This window comes from Enterococcus sp. XAF26B05_ASV22, from assembly GCF_056727285.1.
In genome coordinates, this window is record NZ_CM161538.1 from 2,897,180 (window position 1) to 2,923,527 (window position 26,348).

Annotated in this window: 20 protein-coding genes, 15 tRNA genes, 1 pseudogene and 1 riboswitch; all 36 genes and pseudogenes read right to left on the reverse strand. The window is 36.9% G+C overall.

Annotated elements, in window-relative coordinates; translation table 11 throughout:
• Window positions 1-30: 30 nt before the first annotated feature.
• Entirely contained in the window at window positions 31-837 is an 807-nt protein-coding gene (locus AC1PU0_RS14320; protein ID WP_206848964.1) for an alpha/beta hydrolase, read from the reverse strand.
• A gap of 241 nt (window positions 838-1,078) precedes the next feature.
• The gene (locus tag AC1PU0_RS14325) at window positions 1,079-2,542 is read right to left on the reverse strand and encodes an MDR family MFS transporter (protein WP_069653582.1); all 1,464 of its coding nucleotides are present in this window, start codon (window positions 2,540-2,542) and stop codon (window positions 1,079-1,081) included.
• A gap of 290 nt (window positions 2,543-2,832) precedes the next feature.
• Entirely contained in the window at window positions 2,833-4,020 is a 1,188-nt protein-coding gene (metK, locus tag AC1PU0_RS14330) for a methionine adenosyltransferase (RefSeq protein WP_206848962.1), read from the reverse strand.
• Window positions 4,018-4,159, reverse strand: a riboswitch (SMK box riboswitch). It overlaps the preceding gene by 3 nt.
• Window positions 4,160-4,294: 135 nt before the next feature.
• On the reverse strand, window positions 4,295-5,008 hold the full coding sequence (gene lepB / locus AC1PU0_RS14335; RefSeq protein WP_242596534.1) for a signal peptidase I: 714 nt from the start codon (window positions 5,006-5,008) through the stop codon (window positions 4,295-4,297).
• Between the two features lie 19 nt (window positions 5,009-5,027).
• Window positions 5,028-5,696 carry a hypothetical protein gene (locus AC1PU0_RS14340; protein WP_206848960.1) on the reverse strand — a complete coding sequence of 223 codons (669 nt, stop codon included), beginning with the start codon at window positions 5,694-5,696 and terminating at the stop codon, window positions 5,028-5,030.
• Window positions 5,697-5,723: 27 nt separating this feature from the next.
• On the reverse strand, window positions 5,724-6,797 hold the full coding sequence (locus AC1PU0_RS14345; protein ID WP_069653579.1) for a WxLIP family cell surface protein: 1,074 nt from the start codon (window positions 6,795-6,797) through the stop codon (window positions 5,724-5,726).
• Between the two features lie 101 nt (window positions 6,798-6,898).
• The gene (locus AC1PU0_RS14350) at window positions 6,899-7,744 is read right to left on the reverse strand and encodes a WxL domain-containing protein (RefSeq protein WP_479998506.1); all 846 of its coding nucleotides are present in this window, start codon (window positions 7,742-7,744) and stop codon (window positions 6,899-6,901) included.
• A gap of 34 nt (window positions 7,745-7,778) precedes the next feature.
• Window positions 7,779-8,585 (reverse strand): WxL domain-containing protein, encoded by an 807-nt coding sequence (locus tag AC1PU0_RS14355; protein WP_206848955.1) that lies wholly within the window; start codon window positions 8,583-8,585, stop codon window positions 7,779-7,781.
• The gene (locus tag AC1PU0_RS14360) at window positions 8,582-8,926 is read right to left on the reverse strand and encodes an LPXTG cell wall anchor domain-containing protein (RefSeq protein WP_111247595.1); all 345 of its coding nucleotides are present in this window, start codon (window positions 8,924-8,926) and stop codon (window positions 8,582-8,584) included. The genes AC1PU0_RS14355 and AC1PU0_RS14360 overlap by 4 nt, the downstream gene beginning before the upstream one ends.
• Window positions 8,927-8,942: 16 nt before the next feature.
• On the reverse strand, window positions 8,943-12,290 hold the full coding sequence (locus AC1PU0_RS14365) for an isopeptide-forming domain-containing fimbrial protein (protein WP_206848953.1): 3,348 nt from the start codon (window positions 12,288-12,290) through the stop codon (window positions 8,943-8,945).
• A 339-nt stretch (window positions 12,291-12,629) separates the two neighbouring features.
• On the reverse strand, window positions 12,630-13,319 hold the full coding sequence (locus tag AC1PU0_RS14370; protein WP_206848951.1) for a winged helix family transcriptional regulator: 690 nt from the start codon (window positions 13,317-13,319) through the stop codon (window positions 12,630-12,632).
• A gap of 883 nt (window positions 13,320-14,202) precedes the next feature.
• Window positions 14,203-14,634, reverse strand: a complete 432-nt coding sequence (locus AC1PU0_RS14375) for a hypothetical protein (protein ID WP_111247593.1) — start codon at window positions 14,632-14,634, stop codon at window positions 14,203-14,205.
• Between the two features lie 470 nt (window positions 14,635-15,104).
• Window positions 15,105-15,545 carry a GNAT family N-acetyltransferase gene (locus AC1PU0_RS14380; protein ID WP_206848949.1) on the reverse strand — a complete coding sequence of 147 codons (441 nt, stop codon included), beginning with the start codon at window positions 15,543-15,545 and terminating at the stop codon, window positions 15,105-15,107.
• Between the two features lie 171 nt (window positions 15,546-15,716).
• Complete coding sequence (locus tag AC1PU0_RS14385) at window positions 15,717-17,354, reverse strand: peptide ABC transporter substrate-binding protein (protein WP_206848947.1); 1,638 nt, start codon at window positions 17,352-17,354, stop codon at window positions 15,717-15,719.
• A gap of 22 nt (window positions 17,355-17,376) precedes the next feature.
• Window positions 17,377-17,694, reverse strand: a complete 318-nt coding sequence (locus AC1PU0_RS14390; protein WP_069653570.1) for a cupin domain-containing protein — start codon at window positions 17,692-17,694, stop codon at window positions 17,377-17,379.
• A 190-nt stretch (window positions 17,695-17,884) separates the two neighbouring features.
• Window positions 17,885-18,367 carry a nucleoside deaminase gene (locus tag AC1PU0_RS14395; RefSeq protein WP_479998507.1) on the reverse strand — a complete coding sequence of 161 codons (483 nt, stop codon included), beginning with the start codon at window positions 18,365-18,367 and terminating at the stop codon, window positions 17,885-17,887.
• Window positions 18,368-18,394: 27 nt separating this feature from the next.
• Window positions 18,395-19,153 carry a tyrosine-protein phosphatase gene (locus tag AC1PU0_RS14400; RefSeq protein ID WP_206848943.1) on the reverse strand — a complete coding sequence of 253 codons (759 nt, stop codon included), beginning with the start codon at window positions 19,151-19,153 and terminating at the stop codon, window positions 18,395-18,397.
• A 126-nt stretch (window positions 19,154-19,279) separates the two neighbouring features.
• Complete coding sequence (locus AC1PU0_RS14405) at window positions 19,280-20,101, reverse strand: histidine phosphatase family protein (RefSeq protein ID WP_206848941.1); 822 nt, start codon at window positions 20,099-20,101, stop codon at window positions 19,280-19,282.
• Between the two features lie 16 nt (window positions 20,102-20,117).
• Window positions 20,118-21,551, reverse strand: coding sequence for a 6-phospho-beta-glucosidase (locus tag AC1PU0_RS14410; RefSeq protein WP_479998508.1), 1,434 nt, complete (start codon window positions 21,549-21,551; stop codon window positions 20,118-20,120).
• 77 nt (window positions 21,552-21,628) lie between these two features.
• A pseudogene (locus AC1PU0_RS14415) lies at window positions 21,629-23,529 on the reverse strand (beta-glucoside-specific PTS transporter subunit IIABC).
• Between the two features lie 145 nt (window positions 23,530-23,674).
• Complete coding sequence (licT, locus tag AC1PU0_RS14420) at window positions 23,675-24,514, reverse strand: BglG family transcription antiterminator LicT (RefSeq protein WP_206850613.1); 840 nt, start codon at window positions 24,512-24,514, stop codon at window positions 23,675-23,677.
• A gap of 252 nt (window positions 24,515-24,766) precedes the next feature.
• Window positions 24,767-24,838: transfer RNA gene (locus AC1PU0_RS14425), tRNA-Glu, on the reverse strand.
• 11 nt (window positions 24,839-24,849) lie between these two features.
• Window positions 24,850-24,923 (reverse strand) — tRNA-Ile (locus tag AC1PU0_RS14430).
• Window positions 24,924-24,935: 12 nt separating this feature from the next.
• Window positions 24,936-25,006, reverse strand: a tRNA-Gly gene (locus AC1PU0_RS14435).
• A gap of 17 nt (window positions 25,007-25,023) precedes the next feature.
• Window positions 25,024-25,096: transfer RNA gene (locus AC1PU0_RS14440), tRNA-Phe, on the reverse strand.
• Between the two features lie 13 nt (window positions 25,097-25,109).
• A tRNA-Asp gene (locus tag AC1PU0_RS14445) sits at window positions 25,110-25,183 on the reverse strand.
• 54 nt (window positions 25,184-25,237) lie between these two features.
• Window positions 25,238-25,311 (reverse strand) — tRNA-Met (locus AC1PU0_RS14450).
• An 84-nt stretch (window positions 25,312-25,395) separates the two neighbouring features.
• Window positions 25,396-25,485: transfer RNA gene (locus AC1PU0_RS14455), tRNA-Ser, on the reverse strand.
• Window positions 25,486-25,503: 18 nt separating this feature from the next.
• Window positions 25,504-25,575: transfer RNA gene (locus AC1PU0_RS14460), tRNA-Glu, on the reverse strand.
• Window positions 25,576-25,584: 9 nt separating this feature from the next.
• Window positions 25,585-25,672: transfer RNA gene (locus AC1PU0_RS14465), tRNA-Ser, on the reverse strand.
• A gap of 19 nt (window positions 25,673-25,691) precedes the next feature.
• Window positions 25,692-25,765, reverse strand: a tRNA-Ile gene (locus AC1PU0_RS14470).
• Window positions 25,766-25,769: 4 nt separating this feature from the next.
• Window positions 25,770-25,840, reverse strand: a tRNA-Gly gene (locus AC1PU0_RS14475).
• Window positions 25,841-25,852: 12 nt separating this feature from the next.
• Window positions 25,853-25,926: transfer RNA gene (locus AC1PU0_RS14480), tRNA-Asp, on the reverse strand.
• 54 nt (window positions 25,927-25,980) lie between these two features.
• Window positions 25,981-26,054, reverse strand: a tRNA-Met gene (locus AC1PU0_RS14485).
• Window positions 26,055-26,138: 84 nt separating this feature from the next.
• A tRNA-Ser gene (locus AC1PU0_RS14490) sits at window positions 26,139-26,228 on the reverse strand.
• Window positions 26,229-26,265: 37 nt separating this feature from the next.
• Window positions 26,266-26,339, reverse strand: a tRNA-Ile gene (locus AC1PU0_RS14495).
• Window positions 26,340-26,348 lie beyond the last annotated feature (9 nt).

The following is a 26,348-nucleotide window of genomic DNA, read 5'->3' on the forward strand; positions in this document are numbered from 1 at the left end:
TATTAAATACGCAAAAAAGCTCAGACATTTTTATTTGTCCAAGCTTTTTTTATTTTCTAATGGTAGCCAGTTTAATACTCGTTGAATCCACTCATCCCAAAAGACCCAATCGTGGTTACCTGGCCCCGTTTTAAATGTATGATCAATATTGCGAGTTTTTAGTGCATTTGCCATTGTTTTATTTCCATAAAGAAGTAAATCTTCTTCACCACAACAAAGAAAAATATCTGGTACTTTCTCCCCGCTAGCGACTAGTTGGTCTAGTAAAAACATAGGGTCATTGATCGATCCTTGAACATTTTCTAATGGACCGAAAATTCCTTCCCAAAACGTTCTCCCTTTGATTGCTAGCAAATCTTCTATTCTACCAGCAAGATTCACAGCACCTGATAAGGAAGCCACAGCACCGAATTTTTCAGGTTTGGCAAGCCCAAGTTTTAAAGCACCGTATCCCCCCATCGATAATCCAACCGCAAACGTCTTTTCTCTTTTCGTTGATAGTTGAGGAAATAATTCATGACAGATGGTTGGTAGTTCCTCAGAAATAAACGTCCAGTAATTCATATCATAGGTTGTATCCGTGTACCAACCCAGGTCTGTAGATGGCATAATCACAGCCAGCCCTAAATCCGAAACATAACGTTCTATCGAAGTCCGACGTGCCCATACGCTATGATTTCCCCCCATCCCATGAAGTAGATACAAGACAGGGACATCTGTAAAATTTCCTTTTGTAGCAGTACCAATTTTTTTCTCTGTTTTTTGTGGTAAAACTACATTTACTGATACTTCCATTTCTAACACGTTAGAATAAATATTTGCTTGCAAAAAAGCCATCCAATCTCCCTCATTTTCTGTTTTCTATTATTGTAGCATTAAATCGCTCTTTTTTTGCACTGTATAGATCAAAAAAACTCGTTCTTCAATGAAGAACGAGCGGGAGGAGGAGTTAAAATGAAACGAACTTTATTTTGTTTAGTTGCCTTTGGTATGTCTTTATCTTACAAAGTAATTATGAACTTTGTATGTCAAATTTTCGTCTATCATGGTTCTTTTTTATAAAGAAATAATGATCCATCTACTTTGCTATTTTCTTTTTAACACTCACATTTAAAATAATCGCAACAATAATCAAGCCAATCCCAACGACATATACATTATGAAGACCTGCATAAAGCATACCTCGTAAAGGTCTCAGTAAATCTGCTGGTATTGTATTTGCTGTATGTGGATTAACAAGTTGATTCATCACATCCGGATCGACCTGTAATGTACTTTTCGCTAATTCTGAGGTTGTGACTGCATTGATGATTACCCCGAAAATTGATACCATCAATGTTTGTCCAATGGTTCTCGCTAATGTATTAAATGACGTTGCAACACCCATTTCAGATGGATCCACGCTGCTTTGAGCCGTCACTGTAGTGGTTGTGATCGTAATCCCAAAACCAACACCCAAAACAGAAGAAATCGCAAAGAACCAGACAAATGAAATGGACGCTGGTACTAATACTAAGAAAATACCGCCTAACAATGTAATACTTAAGCCAATCGTCAGTACTCGTTTTGTTGTATGTTTCTCCATTAAATTACTCGCAATGAACGAACCGACCATCCATAAAATGGACATAGGCGCTAATACTAAGCCACCAATCCCTGCGCTTTTCCCTAAAACGCCTTGCATCCACATTGGAATATAAACTTCTACGCCCATCAAAAAGCCACTGATCAAAGCCGCTACGATATTAACAATCACAAACGTAGAATTTTTAAACAGCATTAAATCAATAACAGGATCTTTGGCTCTTTTTTCCACAAAAATAAAGCCAATAAAGAATAAAACTGATGCGCCCAAACAAAGAAATACTTTTAAGCTAAAACCACCATCACCAATTAATTGGAATCCTAATAACAGTGTTAATAAAACGAACATCAGTTGAACACTACCTAAGATATCCATTGGTACTTTAGATTTTTCTCTTTTTGGTTCCACTAAAAAGTAAGCAATCAAGCCCATTAAAACAAGTCCGATCGGTACATTAATGAAGAAAATCCAGTGCCAACCAACTGTGTCCACAATAAATCCACCTGCAAGTGGACCAAATATACTAGCAATTCCCCACGCAGCACTATTTAATCCAAGCATTTTTGCACGTTTATCAATTGAATAAATATCAGCTAAAATCGTTAAAGCAACAGGCATGATTGCTCCTGCTCCAATTCCTTGAATTGCCCGAGCAATGATCAATGTCATCATATTTTGTGCTAAACCACAAAGTGACGAACCAATGATAAAAATAATAATTCCAACCATGAATATCGGTTTACGCCCAATTTTATCTGCTAGCTTTCCGTAAATCGGTGTTAGCATCGCATTTGTTAATAAATAAATAGAAAAGACCCAGTTCATAATTTCCATGCCATGTAATGATCCTACGATTGTTGGCATTGCTGTTGAAACAATTGTTCCTTCGATTGCTGTCATAAATGTTGCAACAAAAACACTGATTGTTACAAGTTTGACGTTTGTTTTTCTTTCCATGTATCTCCATCCTTTTGCTATTTTTTAGTTTAATAAAGTTACTTATGAATTCATTTACAACATTTTATTGGTACAGTGTTGAGACTTTACTAAGTAAGGTAGCGACGCTCTCTTTGGTTCCTAGTACTGTTGATTAGATGGAACTTTGTAGTATACTTGATGTTTCTTTTAATAGGCAACTTCTCTCCCTTTGGTCGTCAAGTACTGTTCATCATCCACTCTGGCGGAGCCAGTCGTGGTGGTTCACAGCAAAACGGCGCCACTAATTTTCATTAGTAGCGCCGCCTCGTTTACTCCATCAAGCTTTTCTTGATTGCATCGACTTTATCTGTCTGCTCCCAAGGTAGTTCAATGTCTGTACGACCAAAATGACCATATGCTGCCGTTTGCTTGTAGATTGGACGGCGTAAGTCAAGCATTTCTATAATTCCCGCTGGACGCAGGTCAAAATTTTCTCTAACGGCTTCGATCAATTTGCTTTCAGGTACTTCGCTTGTCCCAAAAGTGTTGATTGAAATCGATACAGGTTGTGCTACACCAATGGCATACGCTAACTGAACTTCAACTTTTTCAGCTAATCCTGCTGCAACGATATTTTTTGCAATGTATCGCGCTGCATAGCTTGCAGAACGATCAACTTTAGTCGCGTCTTTTCCAGAAAAGGCGCCGCCACCATGACGAGCATATCCGCCATATGTATCGACGATGATCTTACGTCCAGTTAAGCCGGCATCTCCTTGAGGTCCACCAATAACAAAGCGACCTGTAGGATTAATAAAGTATTTTGTTTCTTCATCTAGTAATTCTGCTGGAATCACTTCTTCAATGACGAGAGATTTCACGTCTTTTTGAATCTGCTCCAGCGTAGCTTCTTCATCATGTTGTGTACTGATCACAACTGTGTCTACACGTTGCGGTTTGCCGTTTTCATCATATTCTACTGTCACTTGTGATTTTGCATCAGGACGTAGATAAGGCAATTTTTCCTCTTTACGTAATTGTGCTAAACGATTTACAAGTTTATGACTTAAAGAGATTGGTAACGGCATTAATTCTGGCGTTTCATCTACTGCAAAACCAAACATCAATCCTTGGTCTCCAGCTCCAATATCATCTTTGGTATCTTTCTCACCACGTGTTTCTAGTGCATCATCCACCCCTTGTGCAATATCGGGTGATTGCTCGTCTATTGCAACAAGAACTGCAACGGTATCGCCATCGAATCCATATTTAGCTCGTGTATAGCCAATATCTTTCAATGTTTGCCGAACAACTTTTTGGATATCTACGTATGCAGTAGTAGATATTTCTCCAAAAACTAAAACCAAACCTGTTGTTACACTTGTTTCGCATGCCACACGGGCTAGCGGATCTTGTTCTAAAATCGCATCTAGTATTGCGTCACTTACTTGATCGGCAACTTTGTCCGGATGTCCTTCTGAAACTGATTCTGATGTAAATAAATGTCTCTCTGTCATAATGTATTCCCCCTAAATTTAGTCGGTTACAAGGCATCTTTGTACAAAATGTAGTACCACTCGCTTCATATCCAACAAGAATATTTCATCGAAAAGTCTACTATTTTACAACAAATCCTTTCGGGAACTTGTAACGCTTACTAGTATAACAGATTATCTAGCAAAAGACTTGCTATTTGCAAAAAAATACAGTTTACCATTAAAAAATAAGACAAAGCTGTTGGGCCTGTCTTATCACTTCTATAAATAAACCATCTTTCAGATATGAAGAAAACTAGAATCTTTGTAACAGATGCAACGGTAAGATTCTCATTTCCACCACACCAATAATATCTTTTCGATCTACTAATCCATACTGACGACTGTCAACTGAATACGGTCGATTATCCCCTAACAGTAAGTATTTTCCTTCTGGAATTTTTGATGTTCCAGTTAAAGTAAAAATCGAAAAATCATCCGTATAAAGTCGACCGTTTTCTTGTGAAGTTTGCTTTTCATCGAAGATAAATTTTTCTTCTCTATCTTGTCCATCTATTTGCAGCTGATCATTTTTATAGGTTACCCTTTGTCCTGGCATCCCGATGATTCGTCGAACTTCTTTTTCCTTGGTTCCTGGTATTTGAACATATACTAATTCAAACGTTTTGAGTTTCCCAATCTTATTTACGTAAACCCGATCTCCATCTCTCAATGTGGAAACCATAGAATATCCTTCAACTTTAGGAAGAGAAAATAAAAACAAAGACATGAGGAAAACGAGAATACTAGTAATAGCTATTGCACCTAAAAATTCCAATAAAAAAATTTTTCGTTTGCGATTCTTTCTCCTCTTTTTGGCTTCCATGAGCGCTTTTTTTGATTTTCCTGTACGCCGTTTTTTGATTTTTGATGAACTATTTTTTTGTGGTTTTACATTTTTCGGCTTCCGTTTTTGATTTTGATTAGCGCGGTATTTTTTCTTTTTGGCTGTACGTTTTTGTGATTCCATGATAAATCACCTCAATTGTTTACTTTTTTTGATCCAAAGCAGCTTCATTGATATTGTACAGTTTGAATACTTTTTGTTCGTATTCCTTTACTTTCTTGACATCTTCTTGATAGCCTTTTGCCAAATCAGGATTGTTATAAATTTGAGTGTAATTTCTCATTACGTTTGTACCGAGTTCTTTCATTGCATTATAATAACGGTTTAAGGTTAATTGGCCTTCTTGGGTATTTACAGTACTGGCTTTTTTCGTTCCATAACTTGCGATGCTATTTGCAAGATAACGCAAATTTGTTTCCATTTTATCTTGAGATTCTGATCCACTGCCTGCTTTGGACAATTCACCATTAAAATCACTTAAAAGATAATACCCTTTAGAAATTGAGTCAGAGTCATCTGTGGTTAAATTCATTGCTTGATAATAAGCCGAATAAAAAGCGCCAGCTCCTAGCAATAGACTTGCCACTAACGAAATAATCGCAGCTGTGCGCTGATTCTTCTTTTGTCGAATCAATTTCTTTTTTGCAATGCGAAGTCGTTTCTTCTTTTTCTTTGTTTTGGCTCTTTTTCTACTTATAGTTTTTAATTTAGTTCCAGTTCTGATTGTTAAAACCAGAAAAAGGATAAAAAATAGGATGGCAAGGACTGCCAACACTAATCCTATGCTAAAAAACCAATCTAATGTTGTCATGATCCTTCCCTCCAGCTAGTATGTTCCTTACTTTAGCTTGTTCTTTTTATGACGTTCTGCTTTTTTAGCCGCTTCTCTTCTTTTACGAATCATACGAATAATAAAGAAAATAACTAAAATAACAACGAACAATCCTACTGCTGCACCGATGATCAGTGGCCAGTTAATTCCTTTTTCTTGGACTAATCCAACATCTTCTCGGTTAAATTTATCAGCTTCTTCTGCAGTAATTTCAAATGATTCTGTCCATTCCCATTTTTTACTTCCAGAAGTTGCCAAAATGTGCGCGCGGTATTTCCCTGGAACCATTTCCTCTCCTTGCATACTTACAGGAAAAGTCATATTAGAGTTTGGGGCCATCCGCATGGAAGATTTCTTTGTTTCGTACAATACTTCATCGCTTTTGTCCGACATGATTTGAGCTTCCATTGATAAATTGTCTAAGAAGTTTGCTTTCGTGTTGGAAACATCCACATAGACAACATTTCGCGCATTTGATTGTCCTGCATTGACTTTATTCAAGTTCAATTCTGGTTCTACTTTAGTATCTGTTTCTTGTAAAACCATCGCAATAACATAGGCGTACTTATTGATTACGTTTGCGCCGTTTTGCGTTTTTTGATCCTCATCATCTGCTTTTTTCAACTGAATTCCGCCGACAATCACACCATCATAAGAGGCTTTGGGCATGGTAATTTCTATGTCTAATGTTTTTTCAGAGTTTGGTGGTAATACCACTTTTTCTGGCGCTTTAACAAGATCAACAAAATCATATTTTAGCGATGCGTCTTTTTTTAGATTGATTGGACCATATTCTAAAACACCATTCATGTTCGTTTTGGCACCATTTAGGCTTGTTTCAACGGTTATTTCTTTGTCTCGTGGATTTTTTAGTAACACTTGTACTTTTTGGGTTTGACCGGGTGTCATTTTTAAATCAAAATAGCCAGCCTCTTTTTGTTGATTTTCAGGAAATTTAATTTCATAAACAAATCCTGTTGCACCACCTGCTTCTTGAGCGAGACTATTGGTTGGCCTTGCGATAAATGTAATAAGTGAAATAAGAACTGCTGTTACTATGTATGTTAGTTTATTTTTCATAATTTTTCCTTCTTCCATTCAAAACTATAAACAAGATCACTGATTCCAATAAAGGAATCAGCATCTTGAGTATTGACTATTTTGTTATGTTTTATTTTTAATTATTCTGCTGGGGTTTCTGGAGTTTCTGGAGCTGCTGGAGCTGCTGGAGCTGGAGTATACTCGATTGACCAAGTAATATCCGCAACATATTTACCTTTAACAATGTTTTGACCAGCTGGAACTGATAATTCAACAGATTTGCCTGCTAAACCAGTAGATTTTTCTTCAAGAGTATTTTTAGCATCTGCAGTTGATGTCCCAAATTCAGCGTAGAATGTACCTAAACCACGGGCACCTGTTGATTCAGCTGTATTGTTGTCAAGAACAACTTGACTCACTCCATCCTGAGATAAAACAAAGTCTGCTGGACGAGTTTTTGGCCAGTTCGCTTCTCCCATTTCTGAGTTTAGGAAGCCATTAGCATAAGAAATTGTTGCATTGTTCAACGTATTTGAACCGTTAGTAAATTGTTTAGTCATCGCTGCTTTGATTTGGTATTTGTGGTCATTCCCTGCACGTTTATCTGTCCATTGTACGTAGTTACCACGTGTTACAGTTGTTCCATCTGTCAACGTTAATGAAACAGGATTTGCTGTTGCTGTTGTTGGTTTTGGTGATACACCAATTTTTTGGTTAGGGAAAATCAAGTTAGAAACAACGTCTATTGTGATTGGTCCGCCATCAGGGTTAATTGTGATGTCCGGATTTTTCCCTGGATCAACGTCTGTTCCATCAGGAATTTCAGGGTCACCAGGTTTGTTTGTTCCGTTATCTTCTTCGTACGTTACTTCACCTTTACCTGTTAATGATTTTGCCTCTGTTTCAGCATTCGCTGCCATCGGTGCTAAAGCTCCTGTTGTGATTGCTGCTACTACTGCTACTGAACATAATGTTTTGAATTTCATTTGTGTTTCCTCCTAGTTTATATATGTGTGTGTTTTATGGTAACTCGGCTAATATCCAAGTTAACTCGGTTTGATATTGTACAGGATGGATTTTAACTGCATCCGGTACGGATAAAAAGATTGCTTTGTTTCCCTGAACTTGCTGATTTTCGAAGTTCTCATCTAAGACCGGCTGATTTTTTTCATCAACTTTAGGGAAAATGGTGTTTGCTTGGTCACCATTATTTTCAGCGGATGCTCCAAAGGAGATAATCCATGTGCCTTTTCCCTGTCCTTGATCAGCTGAAGCTACTGGAAATGTTGTGCCAGGTGCATTCAATTGAATGATATCTTTACTGAGTTGGGGCGATTTCTCTTGAGTATACGCAGAATTTGCCCACGCTTTATCAAAGGATAGAACTGCCCCTTTCAATTCTTTTTCAGCGTCATCTTGAATAACATCATTTTTAAATTGGTACTCTTGACGAACTTGAAGCGTCCATCCTGAAGCTTCTGCTCTGGAATCCGTTATTTGCAAGTAGTTGCCTCTGGCAGGCGTGCCATCATGAAACAATTGCGCATTCACGTAAAAGTTGCGGTCTGTTTCAGTGATTTTACTTCTACCAAAATTCAACGTCGGCGCAAAATCAAATCTAAGATCCCCATCCGTTGAGGGTCCTGGACCTGGATCAACTGGCTTGACTGGGTTTTCAGGATCAACTGGCTCTTTTGGATGTTCGCCAGTGTATTCGACGGTTCCACGACCTGTCACCGTTTTTTCTTCCGCAGATGCAAAATCCATTACTCCTACTGTTGCTAAAAACAACATGAAGGCAGCTAAAATCAATCTTTTCTTTTTCATTCATCTGCCTCCTGTTCTTTTTTACGCTTCTTGAAGAAAATAAAAAGTGCAACAGCAACTAGAACAATTCCGCTAATCCCAATTGAGCCTTTGATAATTTCGCCCGTGGAAGGATATCTTCCAACAGGTTTTGTGACCTTAGGTTCAGACGAGTTAGGCGGGGTTGGTTTTGAAGGTTCTGTTGTTGGTTCGGTGGAGTCTTCATAAAACGTAATGATTCCCTCAGTCGCAACTTGTCCACCATTTTGGTTGTCAGCTGCACTCACATTTGATGAAAATGATGCGAGTGCCACCATACACATGATAGAAGCCAGCATAATAATTATTCTTTTTTTATTCATACTTTTCTCTCCTATTTTATGGATTTTCTGATGGTGGTCCTGCAACTAATTCCCAAACGATTGTGGCTTCATATTTACCTGAAGCTATTGATTGACCAGAATCAACATTTAATTTGAATCCATCACCATCTGGTGACCAAGTACTACTGATATTATATGGATCATTATTATCATTTTTACGTGATATGATTGGTTGTGATGCACCCATTAACGTGATTTCATCATTTTTGTGTACATAACGAATCGCTCTTGGAATAAAGACATCTGGCTCATCGACTTTGGCTAATTCTTTTTCTAAACGTACATTCAATGTCCATGTTTCTTGAACAGCACGGCCATCTTTCACGACTAGATCTTCTCCTTCATAAGAAGGATTATTGATTTTTGTTCCTTTAGGACTGAACGTAGTTGCTCCAAAGTTGATATTTTTAGGCGCTGAAACAAGCTCCAGAATACCAAAAATACTTCCTCCTGGATTATCAACGTTTGCCTCTTTAGAGAACACATCATGCGCTCGGCTAGGATCATCAGGTCCCTCTATAAATTCCCCAGATTCTCTTGGTGAAAAACCAGTTGCTATCCCAACGTTATTGATCACTTTACCAACTGCAGATTGTTGAACTTCTGTTTTAAAGGTTACAACTGCAGAAGCTCCCGCTTTCAAGTTTCCGACATTAACCGTCAACAAGTGAGAATCGACGTCATAGGTAAAGTCAGTTTCTGCTGCCACTTTGCCATTAATCGTAACGTCTGCTGTTTCTGGATCAAATTTTAATCCATCTGGAATCGTATCTTTTACCGTTACTTTATTCCAAACAGCATCTAGACTAGCATTTTTTCCATTTGTGGCTGTTAATGTATACGTTAGAATATCACCAACTTGGGTTGTTTTATCGCCAGAAGAAACAACAGTTTTTTCCATTAATGGATTGTCTGGAAGTCCGTCTTCTACACTATATTTCGTTGCAGGCTTGAAGGTTGCATCACGATAATTCATTTCGGTTGCCGGATTGATATTTCCATTAGCACTATTAGTTGAAGGTGCTGCTGGATCTAGAGTCTCAGTAATTTTGCCAGCATTATCTTCTAAGAAAATTTGGACGGTTTCGCCTGTGTTTAAATATCTAGGTAAATTATATGCCCATGTACCATCATCATTGACTGACCCTACATTTGTTTGACGTGTACCATTGATATCAACATAGATTTTCGCTTTTGGTTCAGCATTTTTCCCAATCAATTGCTTCATTCCATTAGTTACTTTATCGCCAGTCACAATAGCTGGTTCTGGTGGCGTAACATCAATTACAGTTGTGGGGGTCTTTTCCCCCATTCTATATGGAGTCAAAATATTATTGACGTACGATGCACGATAAGGCGTTCCAAACATGTCTTTTTGAGCAAGTTGAAAGCCAGGTATCTCATGATCTGCTTTTTTCCAATGGACATAGTTATCATCGGTACTTGTTCCTGTATAAGTATTTCCCAAAGTATCAGTGAAATCGACATAAGCCTTACGAATGCTATCTGCATAAACGGGTTTTGTTTTTGCATTACCATCTTCGTCAAACGGATCGTTTCCACCAACTGCTGTGTAACCTATCAAGATACGTGTCTGTTGGTCAAAATCAGCATCTGTAACCGGGGTCCACGTCAATTCAGGTGTACTGTTCATTCCGGAAATACGTTTGTAATTCGGACGAGTGAATTGGCTTTGAAGAGCTGGATCGGAACTTGTAACGCCTCCACTTGCTGATGAATTTGTTACAGTAAAATCAGTTACGTTTGAATAATCATACGTCGGTGCATCATCTATCCCCACTTGATTGTTCCAAACCGATATATCGGAGTTTTTTATCTGGAAACTATTTGTTCCCCTATTTGATGTTGTATCACCTAAAAAGGCATTCGTTGTCGTTGTACTATTAAATGAATTCCGAATATCAAATGATTCAGGACTATCAAATATAAATTGATTGCCACCATTTGTTGAGTTATAAGCAATTACTCCACCATTGTTATTTCCAACAATAAAGACATTTGATTTTGGTTTAAATTCATATTTCGTATTTTTAGGGTTGGCTTGTGATCCTGCACCTGTCGCGTTTACCGCACCTGATTGTACAGTTGCTCGACTACCAGCTCGAGAAAGTAAGTTGACTGTCGAACCTTCTTCAGCCGTAAAACTAGCATTATCGACATTGAAATAAGCAGCTGAACCTGGCATATTCGCATTATACGTCGCATTTTTACCAACGTTCAATTCATCAAACATGTTGTAAACAGCAGGATAGTTCGTCCCACTAGCTGTATAATTTAGATAAACAAAACTATTATCACCAATATCAAATTTTCTAGTACCAGTAACTGTTCCATTATCATCAACACCAGTATTTGAAATGAACCAAACAACGGAGTAATCATAGTAAGCATTTGTTCCTTTATAAAAAGTCGATGGATCATACGTGATGCCGCCAGTATAAAAATTCTCAGCACCAGTCACTACAGTGTTATATCCATAAATACTGATTTCTGCACGATTCCCATTAATCAAACGACCACCAATACGTTGGTTACTACTTTTCTTACTTTTGTCATAGGGTGTGTAAACATTCCCGATACGATAGCGCCACAATCCACGTTGTTGACCATAATTTACTCCTGGTCCCCACTGACCGTTTCCGTTGATAAAGGCCCAAGCAGTTCCTAAGTTTCCTTCTAAAGCACCATATCCCGTATTATTGGCAACTTGAATATCGTGCATATGAAAAACAGGCACATCGGAAAAGGCTTTACCAAAGGTTGCTAGAGAGGTAACACCATCGACATTAAGAGAACCATTGATCATTTCTAGTAAGTGACCTTGTCCATCTAACTCAAGAGATTCTTTTCTAGAAATACGAATAGCGGTACCATAATAAATGTCTGCATCCAAAATAATTTTAGAAACTGAATCATCTTCAAAAGCTGCTCTAAAAGTTGTCCAGTTTGCTACATGAACTACTTTTGTTTCTGGACGAAAATTGTATTTCGCATTCCACTCATCATTTTGCTGAGCATTTAACGTTTTGTATTGGGACTGATATTCTTCATTTGTCATGCTACCAGTGATTTTATTGCTTGATTTATTCTCAACCGATTGATAAGCAGTTCCATCCATGTATGCTTCCATTTGTGGCACAGTAATATTCTCTTGGTTATGCAAATCTGCTTCTGTTTTTGGTGAAGTAGAAGCATCTCTATTTTCTGTCGAAGGTTCCTCAGACGCTTTAATTTGAGTGGAGTTATTAAGTAAAACAACCACTAAAATACTGAATAGAACAAAAGCTAGTCCAATAAAATAAGACTTTTTTCCGATTTTCATATCTTCTCAACTCCTCCCTTAATAATTTTTTTGTACGTCTGTCTTAGAAGAACGCACAATCTATTTCTATTTTTCTTGCCAATTGTTCCATTTTTTGATACATTCACAATGCAGGGGAAAATTAGTGTTACGCTTTTGTTCAACGCTCCATAGAGAATGGCTGTTCTCTACCTGGATGTCGACAAAAAGCACACTGATTTTCTCTATTTTTGTTTATGTTTTCAACAGTTGGCTTGAAAAAGAGAAAACATATTTCGCTTGATTCTTTTGTCACCGTCATTGTCGTAATACATATCCGATCAACCGCCATGACAGATTCAATTCATTCAGTAAATAGCACTACATCGATAGCTTGTATCCTTTTGAACGAACAGTTTTAATGTATTCAGGATGTGCCGCATCTTTTTCAATTTTTTGTCTTAAATGAAAAATTAAATTCGATACACGGTATTGTTTATCATTTCCATCGTTCTCCCAAACATTTTTGTAAATTTCCTCATAAGATACAGCTACGCCTTGCTGTGTTTGTAAAAATTCAATTGTTTTGAATTCAAGTTTGGTCAAATTGATTTCAATTCCATTTAATATAACGCTAAAATTACATGGTCGTAGTTGGAACTGACAGTCGTTACTCACTTTTTCCGTGCGTTTTACATTAACTTGATGCGCATTTTTGTATCTATTAAGAGCATTTGTTATCATAAGTTGACACTCTTCTGGAGCACATTCATTGTCTATTATTCCATCTGCACCAAGCTGTAAATAAACAATGTGATTCATTTTATTTTCTCTCTCTGAAATCACCCATATAAAAGTATCCTGTTTTTTCTTCAATAGAATAATCAATTCACAGATCATACCAATATTTTGTGCTTGTTGTTCATTGATGATGATTCCATCATAATTCCCTATAGTTTCAGCAGCTTCATCTTTGTTAACTGGATGCACGTCCAATTGAATACTTTTTAATGAATCTATGTATTTTTGTTCATCTGTATTACCAGCCAAAACGAATCCTATGTTGTACATTCGGAATTCTCCTTTACGATTTTGTTATTAAATGAATTGCTCTGATCGTTATAATTTATTTATCACATACTTTTCTATATCTGAAAAGTTATAAATAAGATATATTAAAGATATACTTACAAAACTAAAATAAGTTTAATCTATTTTATTTATCAAGTCTACATAATTTAGTTCTTTTATTTATCATATTTTTGATAAATAACATAAATTTTTGAGAATTATGTGAATAACCTATCGATTCTTATTAATTTTTCTACTTTTTTTTTGGAAAGTTATTGATAAAAGTTTTGATGTAGAAACACTTTCTAAAAGACAACTCATCTCCTCTAGCATTATGTTGTAAACATTAGGGCGGTAAAAAAAGGAATAGAAACAAACCGATTGAACGATTACTAACTCATTTTAGTGAAAAAAAGGAAATTTATTAGCGATGGATTTTATGGAATTTGAACACTTGATGAGTATACAACAAAGTGAACCTATCTTGTTTTAGGGCCTTATGGAGAAAACCTTGTTCCTCCCTCAAATGACCATTTTTTTAATTAGATTACACGCAACCGGAACAACCTTAATTGCAAGAACTCTTTTCAATCGGTATTTTTACATATAGATTTTGAGAATGCTCATAGAATTGAGACTGCATTAGATCCTTTAATCGATAAAGTTCTTAAAGATAATATAGAAATAAAAAAATCCCAAGACTAGATGTATACTAGTTTTGGGATTTTCCAAATAAATAATCAAAAAAATTTCAAACGCTAAACAATTAAAGCTCTATAGTTTATTTTAATCCTTATAATTTTTGATAGTTCACAAAATAATTTTACAAAATATTTATTATCTGCTTATATTCGGTTATTTTTTTCTCTTTGACTAAACATCACTACATTTTATGAACACTATGCGCACTTTGGATACCACCGCATGCTTCCTTACAAGCCTGATTGATCAATCTAAACGAACTTTTAGTACTGTTTAATCCACGTGTGTACTTGATTTCATCAACTACTTCACATTTGTCATTCAATGCTTCTAGCCAAAAGTAGATTCCTTCTTTATAAGTATCTAAGCCCTCCAACAGGATTTTGGTTGCTTCTTTTTCGCCATAAAATACTAATTCTTTTCTAAAACTTGCTTCTTCTACAAAGAACCGGTTAACATTGCTGCGGCAAAATAAATAAGTATCTTTACCCCTTCTGTTAATGGCTTGGCTACAGCTGTTCTCTTGTACTTCCTTAGAAATGGCATTAAAAATCTCATTGTAGACTTCAACTCGTTGCATTACTGACAAAATCATATCCGTATAACTATACATAATGCTCTCTCCTCCCATAACTAAGCAGCTAAAAACGCTGACTTATCTCCATTATAGTATCTCTCGAGTTCTTATATCAAGTAATATGCTATTAAAATGAAATTTTTTTGTCATTTTTTTCATTCCTTTGTCTATTTTTTTTCTACTTTAAAATAAAAAAAAAGCCCATCACCCAGTGTTTACAAGGGAAATCGAGTCATTTTAATTTAGTTCAACATCAATTGAACATTATTATTTTTTGATTTTATTATTAATAAAGTTTTAATCGTTTCTTCTAAAAGAATACTTTTAGTTACTTTAATCTATTATAAATCAGATAAAAAAGCCGTTACTTTAGATTATACACATTAGTCTGTAGAGGTTAAACTATATTGCTCAAAAGGAAGAGATTTTATCTAACCATTAAATGAACAGTTTTTCTCTTCTTTAGACTTTCATTCGTGAAATAGAAAGAAGTAATAAGGAAAATGTCACTTTTCCTTATTACTTCTTTGTAAATGTAAAATTGGATATGGTCTACCTGCATCATCCACTTCACTTCGTGCATATTCCTCAAATCCCATTACGTGATAAAATGCTTTTGCAGACTGATTCTGTTCGTTAACATCAATCAATTGAATGTCCTTCATCTTAAGTAAATTCGTTATTACTTGCTTGCCATATCCTTTTCCAATATGAAGTGGATCTAAAAAAAGCATTTCTAATTTATTACCATCCACACCAGAAAAGCCGATGATCTTGTCTCCCTCTGTCCAAACACATACATCTAGATGAGGAAAATAGGTCGGTAGTTCTTTCCTTATTGTTTTAAAATCTTCAATGTCTAGAAAATCATGGGTTTGTTTAACCGACCTTTCCCATATTTCAACGAGCTGATTGTACTCATTCTCAGTTGCTTGGTGTTGTTCCATGTTGTACTCCTAAACTATTTTGTCTTTCTACTTGATTTTATGATAGCATTTCTTCAATTATCGTACAATGAACCAAATTTTTAGACTAAAAGTGGCTAGGACAGAAGTATTTATTCGCATTTAGTGTATGATGCAAAAGTGATTTTTTGTTCCATACCTTTTTTTGGACTGTTATTTCGATTCTTTATAGATATTTTTTAATGTTAATGGTGCAGCAAAAGTGTGATAGTTTACCCCTTTAATCTGTTCATTTTGTAAAACTGATTGCTGATTTTGGCTTATAATAATCATTCCTGCCGTCTCTTCAATTCCTTCTTTTTCAGCGGCAATCAAAGTCTTCCAGCGTTTTTCTATATCGGTCGCGTATTTTTGTGATGCATCATTTAACAAAGTATCATATTTAACATTTGAGTAATTACGATCATTTCCAGTCCGTAACATGTTTAGTGTCGAAATCGGGTCTTGATAATCTGGTGTCCAGTAAATCAAGAACATATCATAGTCACTTTCACGACTAAGATTCAATGCTGTTTCAGTTGGTAACGCGGTTAAGTTGATAGTTAAACCAGGTAGTAGTTTTTCTAAGCTACCTTGAAGACTTTCGCCCATTTTTTTATAAGAACCATCATCTGTTACCATTAAATCTAAAGTAATGTTATCGCCTAATTCTTTCTTAGCTAGTTCCCAATAGTTCAAAGCTTCTTCTTTATTGTAGGTCATTAAATCACCAGCTTCTTCTCGGAAATCTACGCCTGTTTTCGGGTTACTTACGAACCCTTCTGTTACGGCGCCGTACAATGGTTTTGATCCGTCGGCAATAATATTATTCACTAGATTTTCTTTATCGATTCCTAGTGCTAACGCTTTTCTTAAGTTTTCATTTTTTAACGGTGTCTCTTTGTTTTTACGCTTTTGGTTTAAGCGGATATAGTTCATAGTTGCTGTTGGATAAGAGTGATAGTTTGGATTACTTTGGTTTTGTTTTGCTAATTCTCCAGTTACTGTTGCTACATCCAGCTGTCCATCTTCAAAAAGATTTAATGCTGTTGAAGCTTCTTTGACTACCTCATAATGGATCTTATCTGATTTCACATTTGCTTGATCCCAATAGTTCTCATTTTTCTTGAGATCCCAGCTTAAATCGGTTTGTTTCCAGTTTTCTATAGTAAATGGACCATTGTACACAACATTTTCACTCGTTGTTCCGTAATCCGTTCCCATTTTTTCAACGAATTTTTGATTTTGAGGGAAAAATGTTGGAAAAGCAAGAACTGATGTAAAGTAAGGTTTTGCTTCTTTTAGTTTCACTTCTAGCGTTTGATCATCAATTGCTTTTACACCAAGTTCATCCACTGACTTTTTGCCAGCTGAAATTTCTTCAGCATTTAAAATAGTATCTGCAACTAAGAAGCTGTATACGAAACCATTTTTAGGATCGATCATTTTTTTCCAAGCATATTCAAAATCTGCTGCGGTCACGGGATCATCATTACTCCACTTAGCATTTTCTCTAAGTTTAATCGTATACGTCTTACCGTCTTGAGAAATTTCAGGCATTTCTTTTGCTGCTGCCGGAATTAATTGATCTTTGTCATCTAGTGCATATAGCCCTTCAAATGCTGCGGTTTGAACAATTGCATCTGGAAAATCCAACATAACGGATGTATCCAAGGTCGTTAATTCTGAAGGTGACATTAAGTTTAACGGTGCTGTTTCCTTTGCTTGTTTTGCTTCTTTACCACTAGAACATCCCGAAATAATGGTCAGTATTAACGTTAGACCAATAATTGATTTGACTACTTTTTTCATATCGTTCTCCCTTATATTTGTTTTATGCGCGTTCTACTAACATCCAAACAACCACTGCTGCTTGGTCCCCGTCATTATAATTGATATGCCCTTCTCCTGCCTCGATCAACTGAGCATCGCCAGGTTTTCCTACCAAGTCTTGGCCGTCTTCTAAAATAGTATGCGCTTCACCCGAAACAACATAAGAATATTCATCTTGGTCATGTCTAGCAAATCCTTCTAATGGTCTTTTTTCTCCTGGTTGTAGGATAACTACACCCATTTGAACCTTTTCATTTGGTTGATTTTCTGCATCGAAAAAAATTGTCATTTCTTGAGGTAGTGATGGTTTAATGATCATATTTTACAGCAACTCCCTATACTTTTGTATGTAATTTTATTCATTATTACCTTTACTTTTCAATAAGTCAATAACATTTTTGAAAATTCTGACAGTTTATCTAACTTGTTAGATAAACTGTCTAACGTTAGAATGTGGAGCAACGCTAAAACCAAGTTTTGCCCCACATTTCTATAAATGATTTCTATTTTTAATTCCAGTATCCTTGATGAACAGCAAGCGCTGCTTGTTCAACTTCTGGAAAAGGGCCAATGACTTGGATGTTTTTTTGGCCATGATTCACTATTTCTTGCGAAGGTAAGTCAAACGTTGGGTTTTGCTCATTGTCACCCGTTAGTTCTAACAAACGTTTTTCAGTCATTGCATAAACAATTGTACCAATATTTCCCCAATAAATTGTGCCAGTGCACATCGCACATGGTTCAGCAGTAGTATACAATGTACACTCCCATAAAAATTCTTTGCTATATTTTTGTGATGCTTTTGCTGCCAATGTAGTCTCTGCATGCCCCGTACAGATATTTTCAGTGATTTCGATATTTTCCTGTTCTAAAAGAATCATTCCATCTTTGTCCGCAAGCAATGCCCCAAATGGTGTATTACCATGTTCGCGAGCACTACGGGAAATTTCAATACATCGATTCAATAGGTCAATATGCTGACTTTTCATCATAACTAGTCCCTCTTATTTCAATAATCTTTAATCAACAAAACGGTTATTGAATGCTTCTCTCGTCACTTTATCAATTCCAATTGCTTGTTTTAAATAAGTCGAAACATCCCCGTATTGCTTTTCAACGGTCTGATAAAAATTATCTAAATAACTGCTATCTACATTTAAAGCAACATGTAAAGCTTCTAAATTCGCTCCTTCTAAATCGGCTTCTTTCGCTTGTTCTAAAATCATTGCATTTTCTTTTTTTCTTAAATTATTAGTTAATAAGTAATCAGTGTAAATAGCCTCTCTTGGTACGTCAAGCGTTTCTAATACCAGCAGTGCAGCAATCCCAGTACGATCTTTCCCCGCAAAACAATGGAATAGAATACTTTCTTCTTTTGGTAACGTTAAGATTTGTTCAAAAAATTTATTGTAGCCCTTTTGTGATGTCTGATTCAGAGCAATATCAGTATAAAGTTTTTCCATGTAAGCAGCTGATTTCTCAGGGGAGCCGATTTTAACAAAATCTTCAATTGATGCTCCTTCATCTTGAATATCTTCCAAAATATCAATATGGATATATTCTGCTTTTGGAATAGACATATCCGGACGCTCTTCGACTTCAGCTTCACTTCTTAAATCAATGATCTTACCTACACGGTATTTTGTTTCCAAACGTTGCTCATCATCTTTCGATAATGTAGACAACTCACCTGACCTTAAAAATACGTTCTTCTTAATTTGTTTCCCTTCTTTATTTTGGATACCACCGATATCACGAAAATTTGTAATAGTCACCATATTTTTTATCCCTTTTCTTTCTTTTTGTTCTTATTATACACAAAATTCGATCAAAATGGTTTCTTTGATCGAATTTTGTCTGAATAAGATTGAACTAAACAAGCTAGTTATTGTTCAACTGTTCTTCTATTTTTTTTGACCTGCTTCAACATAACTTAAGTCATTGATTTTTTCTAAAGTATAGTTTCCATCTTTGTATTTCACAGTACAGACACTTGCATTTTTTAAACCACCTTCGGGTATTTTATAGTCATCGAATAAGGTAGCAAGTAATGCAGAAATACTTAAACCATGCGAAGCAATCAAAATATTTCCTGAGCCTTCATTCTTCATTTCTTTTTCAACGATATCCTCTATCCCCGCTTTAAGTCTAGTAGTGATCGTCTTATAGTCCTCCGCTGGCCAATTGACTTTAGCTTCTTCTACATTTTTAGCATCTAATTTAGCTACGCTATTAGCAAACGATTCTGGCGTCATATTTTTCAAAAATTCTTCTAACGTTACTCCTTGATCGTCCGCTATATCTTGCCACATAGTGTGATTCAAATCACCTTCATATGTGCCAAAGTTGAATTCTCTTAAACGTTCATCTGTCATAACTTTTAAGTCGGATGATTTTTCATTTTCTTTTATGATTAGATTTGCCGTTTGAATCGCACGACCACTGTCACTACTATAGGCATTTTGGAAATCGACTGCTTTCAATCCAACACCTGCTGCTTTTACAACTTCTTCACCGGCTTTCGTTAAAACTGCATCTGACCAGCCCTGAACTCGATCGGTTGTATTTAGCATTGTTTTACCATGACGAACAATATACAAAGTCAACTCTTCTGGTGTCTTTTTAGCAACTGAGGTATCCTCTTTTTTAGTATTACCATTACCACATCCTGCCACTACTAACATACTTACTATGAAAACCCCTAATAGTTTTCCTATCTTTTTCATTTGATTGTCTCCTTTTTTATTCGTTGTTCAGATCTTCTCCATTCGTCGCAATCACTTTTTTGTACCAATCAAATGATTTTTTCTTCGAACGGTTCAAGGTCCCATTTCCCTCATTATCGCGGTCGACATAGATAAAACCATAGCGTTTTTTCATTTCGCCTGTTCCGGCAGAGACAAGATCGATACAGCCCCATGTTGTGTACCCTAATAAGTCGACGCCATCTAGCTCTACCGCATCTTTCATCGCTTGGATGTGCGCTGCTAAATACTCGATTCGATAATCATCGATCACATTGCCATTTTCATCTGGTGTATCAACAGCACCTAAGCCGTTTTCAACAATAAATAATGGTTTTTGATAACGATCGTACAAGTCATTCATTGTCACACGCAATCCTAACGGATCAATCTGCCAACCCCATTCACTTGCTTCTAAATATGGGTTTTTCACTGAAGCGAAAATATTGCCGGCTGTTTTTTCATTGACTGCTGGATCTGTTGATTGCACACGAGATGAATAGTAAGAGAATGAAATAAAGTCTACCGTATGTTCTTTCAGTAGTTCCAAATCACCTTCTTCAATCGGTAATACAATCCCGTCACGTTCTAACTCTTTCAGTGCATATGCTGGGTATTCCCCACGAGATTGCACATCGATAAAGAAGAAATTCTCACGATCCGCTTTTTTCGCTGCCCAAACATCTTCTGGTTTACAAGTATAGGCATAGTTTGTGCCTGCCGCTAACATACAACCCACTTGGTTTTCTGGATCGACTTCATGCGCAATTTTTGTTGCGATTGCACTTGCCAACAACTCATGGTGAGCCGCTTGATATTTGACTTGTTCTTTGTTTTCGCCTTCTTCAAAGTAAAGACCAGCGCCCATAAACGGTGCGTGTAAAATCATATTGATTTCATTGAAGGTCAGCCAATATTTTACTAAGCCTTTGTATCGGTTGAAAATCACGTGACATAAGTTCTCATAAAAGCCAACCATTTCACGGCTGCGCCATGCGCCATATTTCTCTACTAAATGCATTGGACAGTCAAAGTGCGTAATGGTTACAAGGGGCTCTATATTGTGTTTGCGGCATTCTTTGAACAAATCCTCATAGAACTGCAAGCCTTCTTCATTCGGCTCTGTTTCGTCTCCTAGAGGGAAAATACGACTCCAAGCAATCGATAACCGGTACGTCTTAAAACCCATTTCGCCAAATAGTGCAATATCTTCTTTATAACGATGGTACATATCGATCGCATTTTGAGCTGGGTAAAAATGGTCCTCATCAAACGCAAACATTTTTTTCTCGCCTGTGATCACTGGAAAACGATCTGGTCCAACAGGTGCTAGATCTACGTTCGCTAACCCACGTCCGCCTTCTTTATAGCCACCTTCACATTGATTGGCAGCTGTTGCGCCGCCCCATAAAAAATCTTTTCTAAATGCCATTTCAAAATCCCTTTCTTTAAAAGCTTACAGTAAAACCAATCAAGGTTCACCGCAAGCTTCATTCTTATCTGTTATGTTTAAGTTAAACCAGTAATCAACGTATCATTTGAGGTAACTTCACGTTCTTGTGTCTCTACAATATCTAAATAATCATCCGTATTTGTCACAATAACTGGTGTCTCTACACTATAGCCAGCAGCTTGAATCGCTTCAATATCAAAAGTGACTAACACTTGTCCTTTTTTCACTTTATCGCCTTGTGCTACTTTCCCTTCAAATCCATTTCCTTCTAGTTGAACGGTATCCATTCCAATATGAATCAGTAACTCCATGCCTTGATCAGATATCAAGCCAATTGCGTGCAGAGTTGGAAACAGGGTCATCACAGTGCCATCAAATGGTGCTCTTACTACGCCTTCTGTAGGTTCAATCAAAATACCTTTTCCTAAAGCTCCTTGCGCAAATGCTTGATCGCTTGCTTTGCTTAAGGGTAAAACACGTCCTTTAACTGGACTTAAAACTGCTTCTTTGATTGCTTTTTGTACTTTTTTGTTCTCTGTAATTTCTTCTACTACAGCATCATCTTTCCAAAAGAAGAAGGTTAATGAAAAACCAATAACCATAGCAATTAAAATAGCTACAAAAGAATGAATCATTCCGCTTGCGTTATCGCCATTAATAAAGTTTAAAACACCGAAAATTCCTAATCCACCCATTGTATAAGAAGTAACACTGTTAATCATCAAGTATAATCCACCAACTGCTGCACCAATCATTGAAAAAATGAATGGCGTTTTTTTAGGTAAAGTAATACCATAAATGGCTGGCTCTGTTACACCAAAGATTCCCGAAATAATTGCTGGTGGACAAAGAGCTTTCATTTTTGCATCTTTTAATTTGAAGAACATTGCCATAACAACTGCTGTTTGAGCAAAACTTGCCGCAAAAGAACCTACTAGTACCTGGCTCGCCCCTTCTTGGGTAATTTGCATGATTGCAAGTGGTACAACACTCCAATGCAAACCAAAAATAACCAGTACTTGCCAGAAGAAACCTAGAATCACACCGTACAATGCTGGAGAGAAGCCCATCAAAGCTTGGAAACCTGCACTTAGTAAATCTGTTAACATACTGATGATTGGTCCAATCACTAAAAAACCAATCGGTAATGCAATTAATAATACAAAGAATGGTACCAAGAACGTTTGAACCACTTCAGGAATAATTTTCTTGAAGAGTTTTTGAATTTGAGCTGCAAATGCAACAATAAAAATAATCGGTACAACACTACTTGTGTAACCAGCACCTACCCACGGAATACCTAAAAACGTGTCATAAGCAGGTAACCCTAACAAACTATAGGGTGCTGTTGCACCTGAACCTGCGGTTGTTTCAAAAGCTGCTTGTAATGCGCTTCCTTGAACCGTTGGATAACAAAGAGCTGCTCCAATAACAATTCCCACCATTGGATTTAAATTGAATTTTCTAGCTGCGGTATACCCTAGGATCACTGGCATGAAATAGAAAATTGCATCACCAATACCATTTAACATCGTATACGTTCCAGATGTAGCTGAATATAGTTTCAAGAAAACAAGTAAAGCATTTAGTCCTTTTACCATACCAGCAGCGCTAATGCGCCCAGAAATGGTTGAAAACAGCCACTTAAAATATCAATTAAACGATTGAATAAATTACCACCAGATGATTCTTGTTCTGCATCTGCTGAAATTCCAGCAATACTTACAACATCCTCATACACAGCTGGGACATGGTTCCCAATTACTACTTGATATTGTCCACCGCTTTTCATTACAGTAACGACACCGTCCATGTTTTTTAACACTTCGTCATTTGCTTTTGATTCGTCTTTCAATTTAAAACGTAAGCGTGTAATACAATGTGTCAAGCTATTGATGTTTTCCTTTCCGCCTACATTGTTAACAATTTTCTCTGCTAAATCATGATATTTTCCCATTTTTTATTCCTCCAAAGTTTAGTTTTTTACTACATTACTTTTGAAGGTTTAGCCAACTTAATGTCACTATCCAAGGGTCTTGCCGAACCGCTACTTCTATCCACCTTTCATCCTATTACTGATCTATCAATATTTAATAATCTCGCTAACTATTGGTTTGTATTACACGTGCAATATGAATGATCAAATACATCTTTTCTTCCTTTGAAACAGTATAAGAATAACGTTCAGTCAAAAAATCAGCAATTTTATTCACACAATTATATGCATTACGATACTTTTTTTTGATTACTTCATATAATTCTCCATCATCTTCATCACGAAATTCTTTATGATTTAATAAACGATAAGCAAAAAATTTTAAATGAGTACTAAAACGATAAAAATAAACGGAATCTTCATTGAAAGTAATTTTAAAATGATATTTAACGATATTCGTGATCTCCTGCATAATTTTTGTTAATTCGTAAACATTGCCAACTTCTTCATCCATTTCAGCATTAACAAGATGTAGCGCAATGAATCCAGCTTCATCTTCCGGTAGCTGCACATCGAATTTTTCTTTAACCATTTCAACAGCTTTATTTCCAATAAAATATTCATCTGAAAAGAAACGCTTGATGTCCCATAATAAAAAATTTTTCACTTCAATTCCTAGTCGCATCCGTTCCAAGGCTGTATGAAGATGATCTGTTAAAGAAATAAAAATCGTGTCATTTAACTTCGGACCAAGTTTTGTTTTTGCATATTTAATAATGTCATCAGATAGCTGCATCACTTCCAATGGCAACTCTCCCAGTAACTCTTGAAATTTTAATGCTGTATCCTGATTTGCTAAACGAAACACTTGATCTACCTGTTCTTCTGCAATAAAGTCTCCTATTTTTCTTTTAAATGCAATACCACGTCCCATCACAATTTGTTCTTGTTCATTCACATCCAACGTAATCACAACATTATTATTCAAAATTTTTTGAATAATCATTTTTTCGCTCCTTTCATAACGCCAACTCCTTTGATTGTATAAAAAGAAAAACCCAACCTTTCTAAATAAGAAGAGACTCTTCTTATTTAGAAAAATTAGGTTTAGCTTGTATTTAAACAATCACTATCCAGATATTCACTTGTTGTGTACAAACATAGAATACCTTATAGTAATAACAATGTCAACGTTTTCATAAAAATATTTTATAAATAAAAAAAACATTATGCACATAGCAAAATGCTTCAATAGACATGACCCGTACGGGAATCGAACCCGTGATACCGCCGTGAAAGGGCGGTGTCTTAACCGCTTGACCAACGGGCCTTTTAAAATTATGGGCCTAAATGGACTCGAACCATCGACCTCACGCTTATCAGGCGTGCGCTCTAACCAGCTGAGCTATAGGCCCTTAAAGAAAAAAAGCGGGTGACGAGAATCGAACTCGCGACAACAGCTTGGAAGGCTGTGGTTTTACCACTAAACTACACCCGCATGTTTCTTCTTTCAAATGGCGCAAGACAGAATCGAACTGCCGACACACGGAGCTTCAATCCGTTGCTCTACCAACTGAGCTACTGCGCCAAAAATTATAAAACGGTCTGGACGGGACTCGAACCCGCGACCTCCTGCGTGACAGGCAGGCATTCTAACCAGCTGAACTACCAAACCAATGTAACTGTATTGCATCACTTTATGTTACTATGCTTTTATATTTAAAAGCAATTGCGGGGGCAGGATTTGAACCTACGACCTTCGGGTTATGAGCCCGACGAGCTACCTGACTGCTCCACCCCGCGATAATTATAGTCCCTATTGACTATAGAAAGGTGTTAACATGTACTAATTCATCATCAACGCTAAAGCATTGTGATTCTTAGCAAAGGAGGATAAGGGATTCGAACCCTTGCACGGTTTTACCCGCCTGACGGTTTTCAAGACCGTTCCCTTCAGCCGGACTTGGGTAATCCTCCGAAATAAATATTAAAAAATGACCCGTACGGGAATCGAACCCGTGATACCGCCGTGAAAGGGCGGTGTCTTAACCGCTTGACCAACGGGCCGCTATGAAACGGAGAAGGAGGGATTTGAACCCTCGCGCCGGTTTCCCGACCTACACCCTTAGCAGGGGCGCCTCTTCAGCCACTTGAGTACTTCCCCAAGAAAATAATTTAAAAAATGGGCCTAAATGGACTCGAACCATCGACCTCACGCTTATCAGGCGTGCGCTCTAACCAGCTGAGCTATAGGCCCATAAAGCGGGTGACGAGAATCGAACTCGCGACAACAGCTTGGAAGGCTGTGGTTTTACCACTAAACTACACCCGCAATACTTTAAAACGGTCTGGACGGGACTCGAACCCGCGACCTCCTGCGTGACAGGCAGGCATTCTAACCAGCTGAACTACCAAACCAATGTAACTGTATTGCATCACTTTATGTTACTATGCTTTTATATTTAAAAGCAATTGCGGGGGCAGGATTTGAACCTACGACCTTCGGGTTATGAGCCCGACGAGCTACCTGACTGCTCCACCCCGCGATAATTATAGTCCCTATTGACTATAGAAAGGTGTTAACATGTACTAATTCATCATCAACGCTAAAGCATTGTGATTCTTAGCAAAGGAGGATAAGGGATTCGAACCCTTGCACGGTTTTACCCGCCTGACGGTTTTCAAGACCGTTCCCTTCAGCCGGACTTGGGTAATCCTCCGAAATAAAAAATACTACTATTCAAATCGTCACTACAATGGACCTTGTAGGACTCGAACCTACGACCGGACGGTTATGAGCCGTCTGCTCTAACCAACTGAGCTAAAGGTCCTTGGCTCTT

Bases quoted from the DNA above. Each gene is read 5' to 3' on its own strand.
- lepB (WP_242596534.1), bottom strand. From the start codon at position 5,008: ATGGAATCACAAAAACGTACAGCCAAAAAGAAAAAATACCGCGCTAAT.
- AC1PU0_RS14355 (WP_206848955.1), bottom strand. From the start codon at position 8,585: ATGAAAAAGAAAAGATTGATTTTAGCTGCCTTCATGTTGTTTTTAGCA.
- AC1PU0_RS14370 (WP_206848951.1), bottom strand. From the start codon at position 13,319: ATGTACAACATAGGATTCGTTTTGGCTGGTAATACAGATGAACAAAAA.
- AC1PU0_RS14390 (WP_069653570.1), bottom strand. From the start codon at position 17,694: ATGATCATTAAACCATCACTACCTCAAGAAATGACAATTTTTTTCGAT.
- AC1PU0_RS14340 (WP_206848960.1), bottom strand. From the start codon at position 5,696: ATGACAACATTAGATTGGTTTTTTAGCATAGGATTAGTGTTGGCAGTC.
- AC1PU0_RS14400 (WP_206848943.1), bottom strand. From the start codon at position 19,153: ATGGTGACTATTACAAATTTTCGTGATATCGGTGGTATCCAAAATAAA.
- AC1PU0_RS14360 (WP_111247595.1), bottom strand. From the start codon at position 8,926: ATGAATAAAAAAAGAATAATTATTATGCTGGCTTCTATCATGTGTATG.
- AC1PU0_RS14380 (WP_206848949.1), bottom strand. From the start codon at position 15,545: ATGGAACAACACCAAGCAACTGAGAATGAGTACAATCAGCTCGTTGAA.
- licT (WP_206850613.1), bottom strand. From the start codon at position 24,514: ATGATTATTCAAAAAATTTTGAATAATAATGTTGTGATTACGTTGGAT.
- AC1PU0_RS14395 (WP_479998507.1), bottom strand. From the start codon at position 18,367: ATGATGAAAAGTCAGCATATTGACCTATTGAATCGATGTATTGAAATT.
- AC1PU0_RS14365 (WP_206848953.1), bottom strand. From the start codon at position 12,290: ATGAAAATCGGAAAAAAGTCTTATTTTATTGGACTAGCTTTTGTTCTA.
- AC1PU0_RS14405 (WP_206848941.1), bottom strand. From the start codon at position 20,101: ATGAAAAAGATAGGAAAACTATTAGGGGTTTTCATAGTAAGTATGTTA.
- AC1PU0_RS14320 (WP_206848964.1), bottom strand. From the start codon at position 837: ATGGCTTTTTTGCAAGCAAATATTTATTCTAACGTGTTAGAAATGGAA.
- AC1PU0_RS14385 (WP_206848947.1), bottom strand. From the start codon at position 17,354: ATGAAAAAAGTAGTCAAATCAATTATTGGTCTAACGTTAATACTGACC.
- AC1PU0_RS14410 (WP_479998508.1), bottom strand. From the start codon at position 21,551: ATGGCATTTAGAAAAGATTTTTTATGGGGCGGCGCAACAGCTGCCAAT.
- AC1PU0_RS14325 (WP_069653582.1), bottom strand. From the start codon at position 2,542: ATGGAAAGAAAAACAAACGTCAAACTTGTAACAATCAGTGTTTTTGTT.
- AC1PU0_RS14350 (WP_479998506.1), bottom strand. From the start codon at position 7,744: ATGAAATTCAAAACATTATGTTCAGTAGCAGTAGTAGCAGCAATCACA.
- metK (WP_206848962.1), bottom strand. From the start codon at position 4,020: ATGACAGAGAGACATTTATTTACATCAGAATCAGTTTCAGAAGGACAT.
- AC1PU0_RS14375 (WP_111247593.1), bottom strand. From the start codon at position 14,634: ATGTATAGTTATACGGATATGATTTTGTCAGTAATGCAACGAGTTGAA.
- AC1PU0_RS14345 (WP_069653579.1), bottom strand. From the start codon at position 6,797: ATGAAAAATAAACTAACATACATAGTAACAGCAGTTCTTATTTCACTT.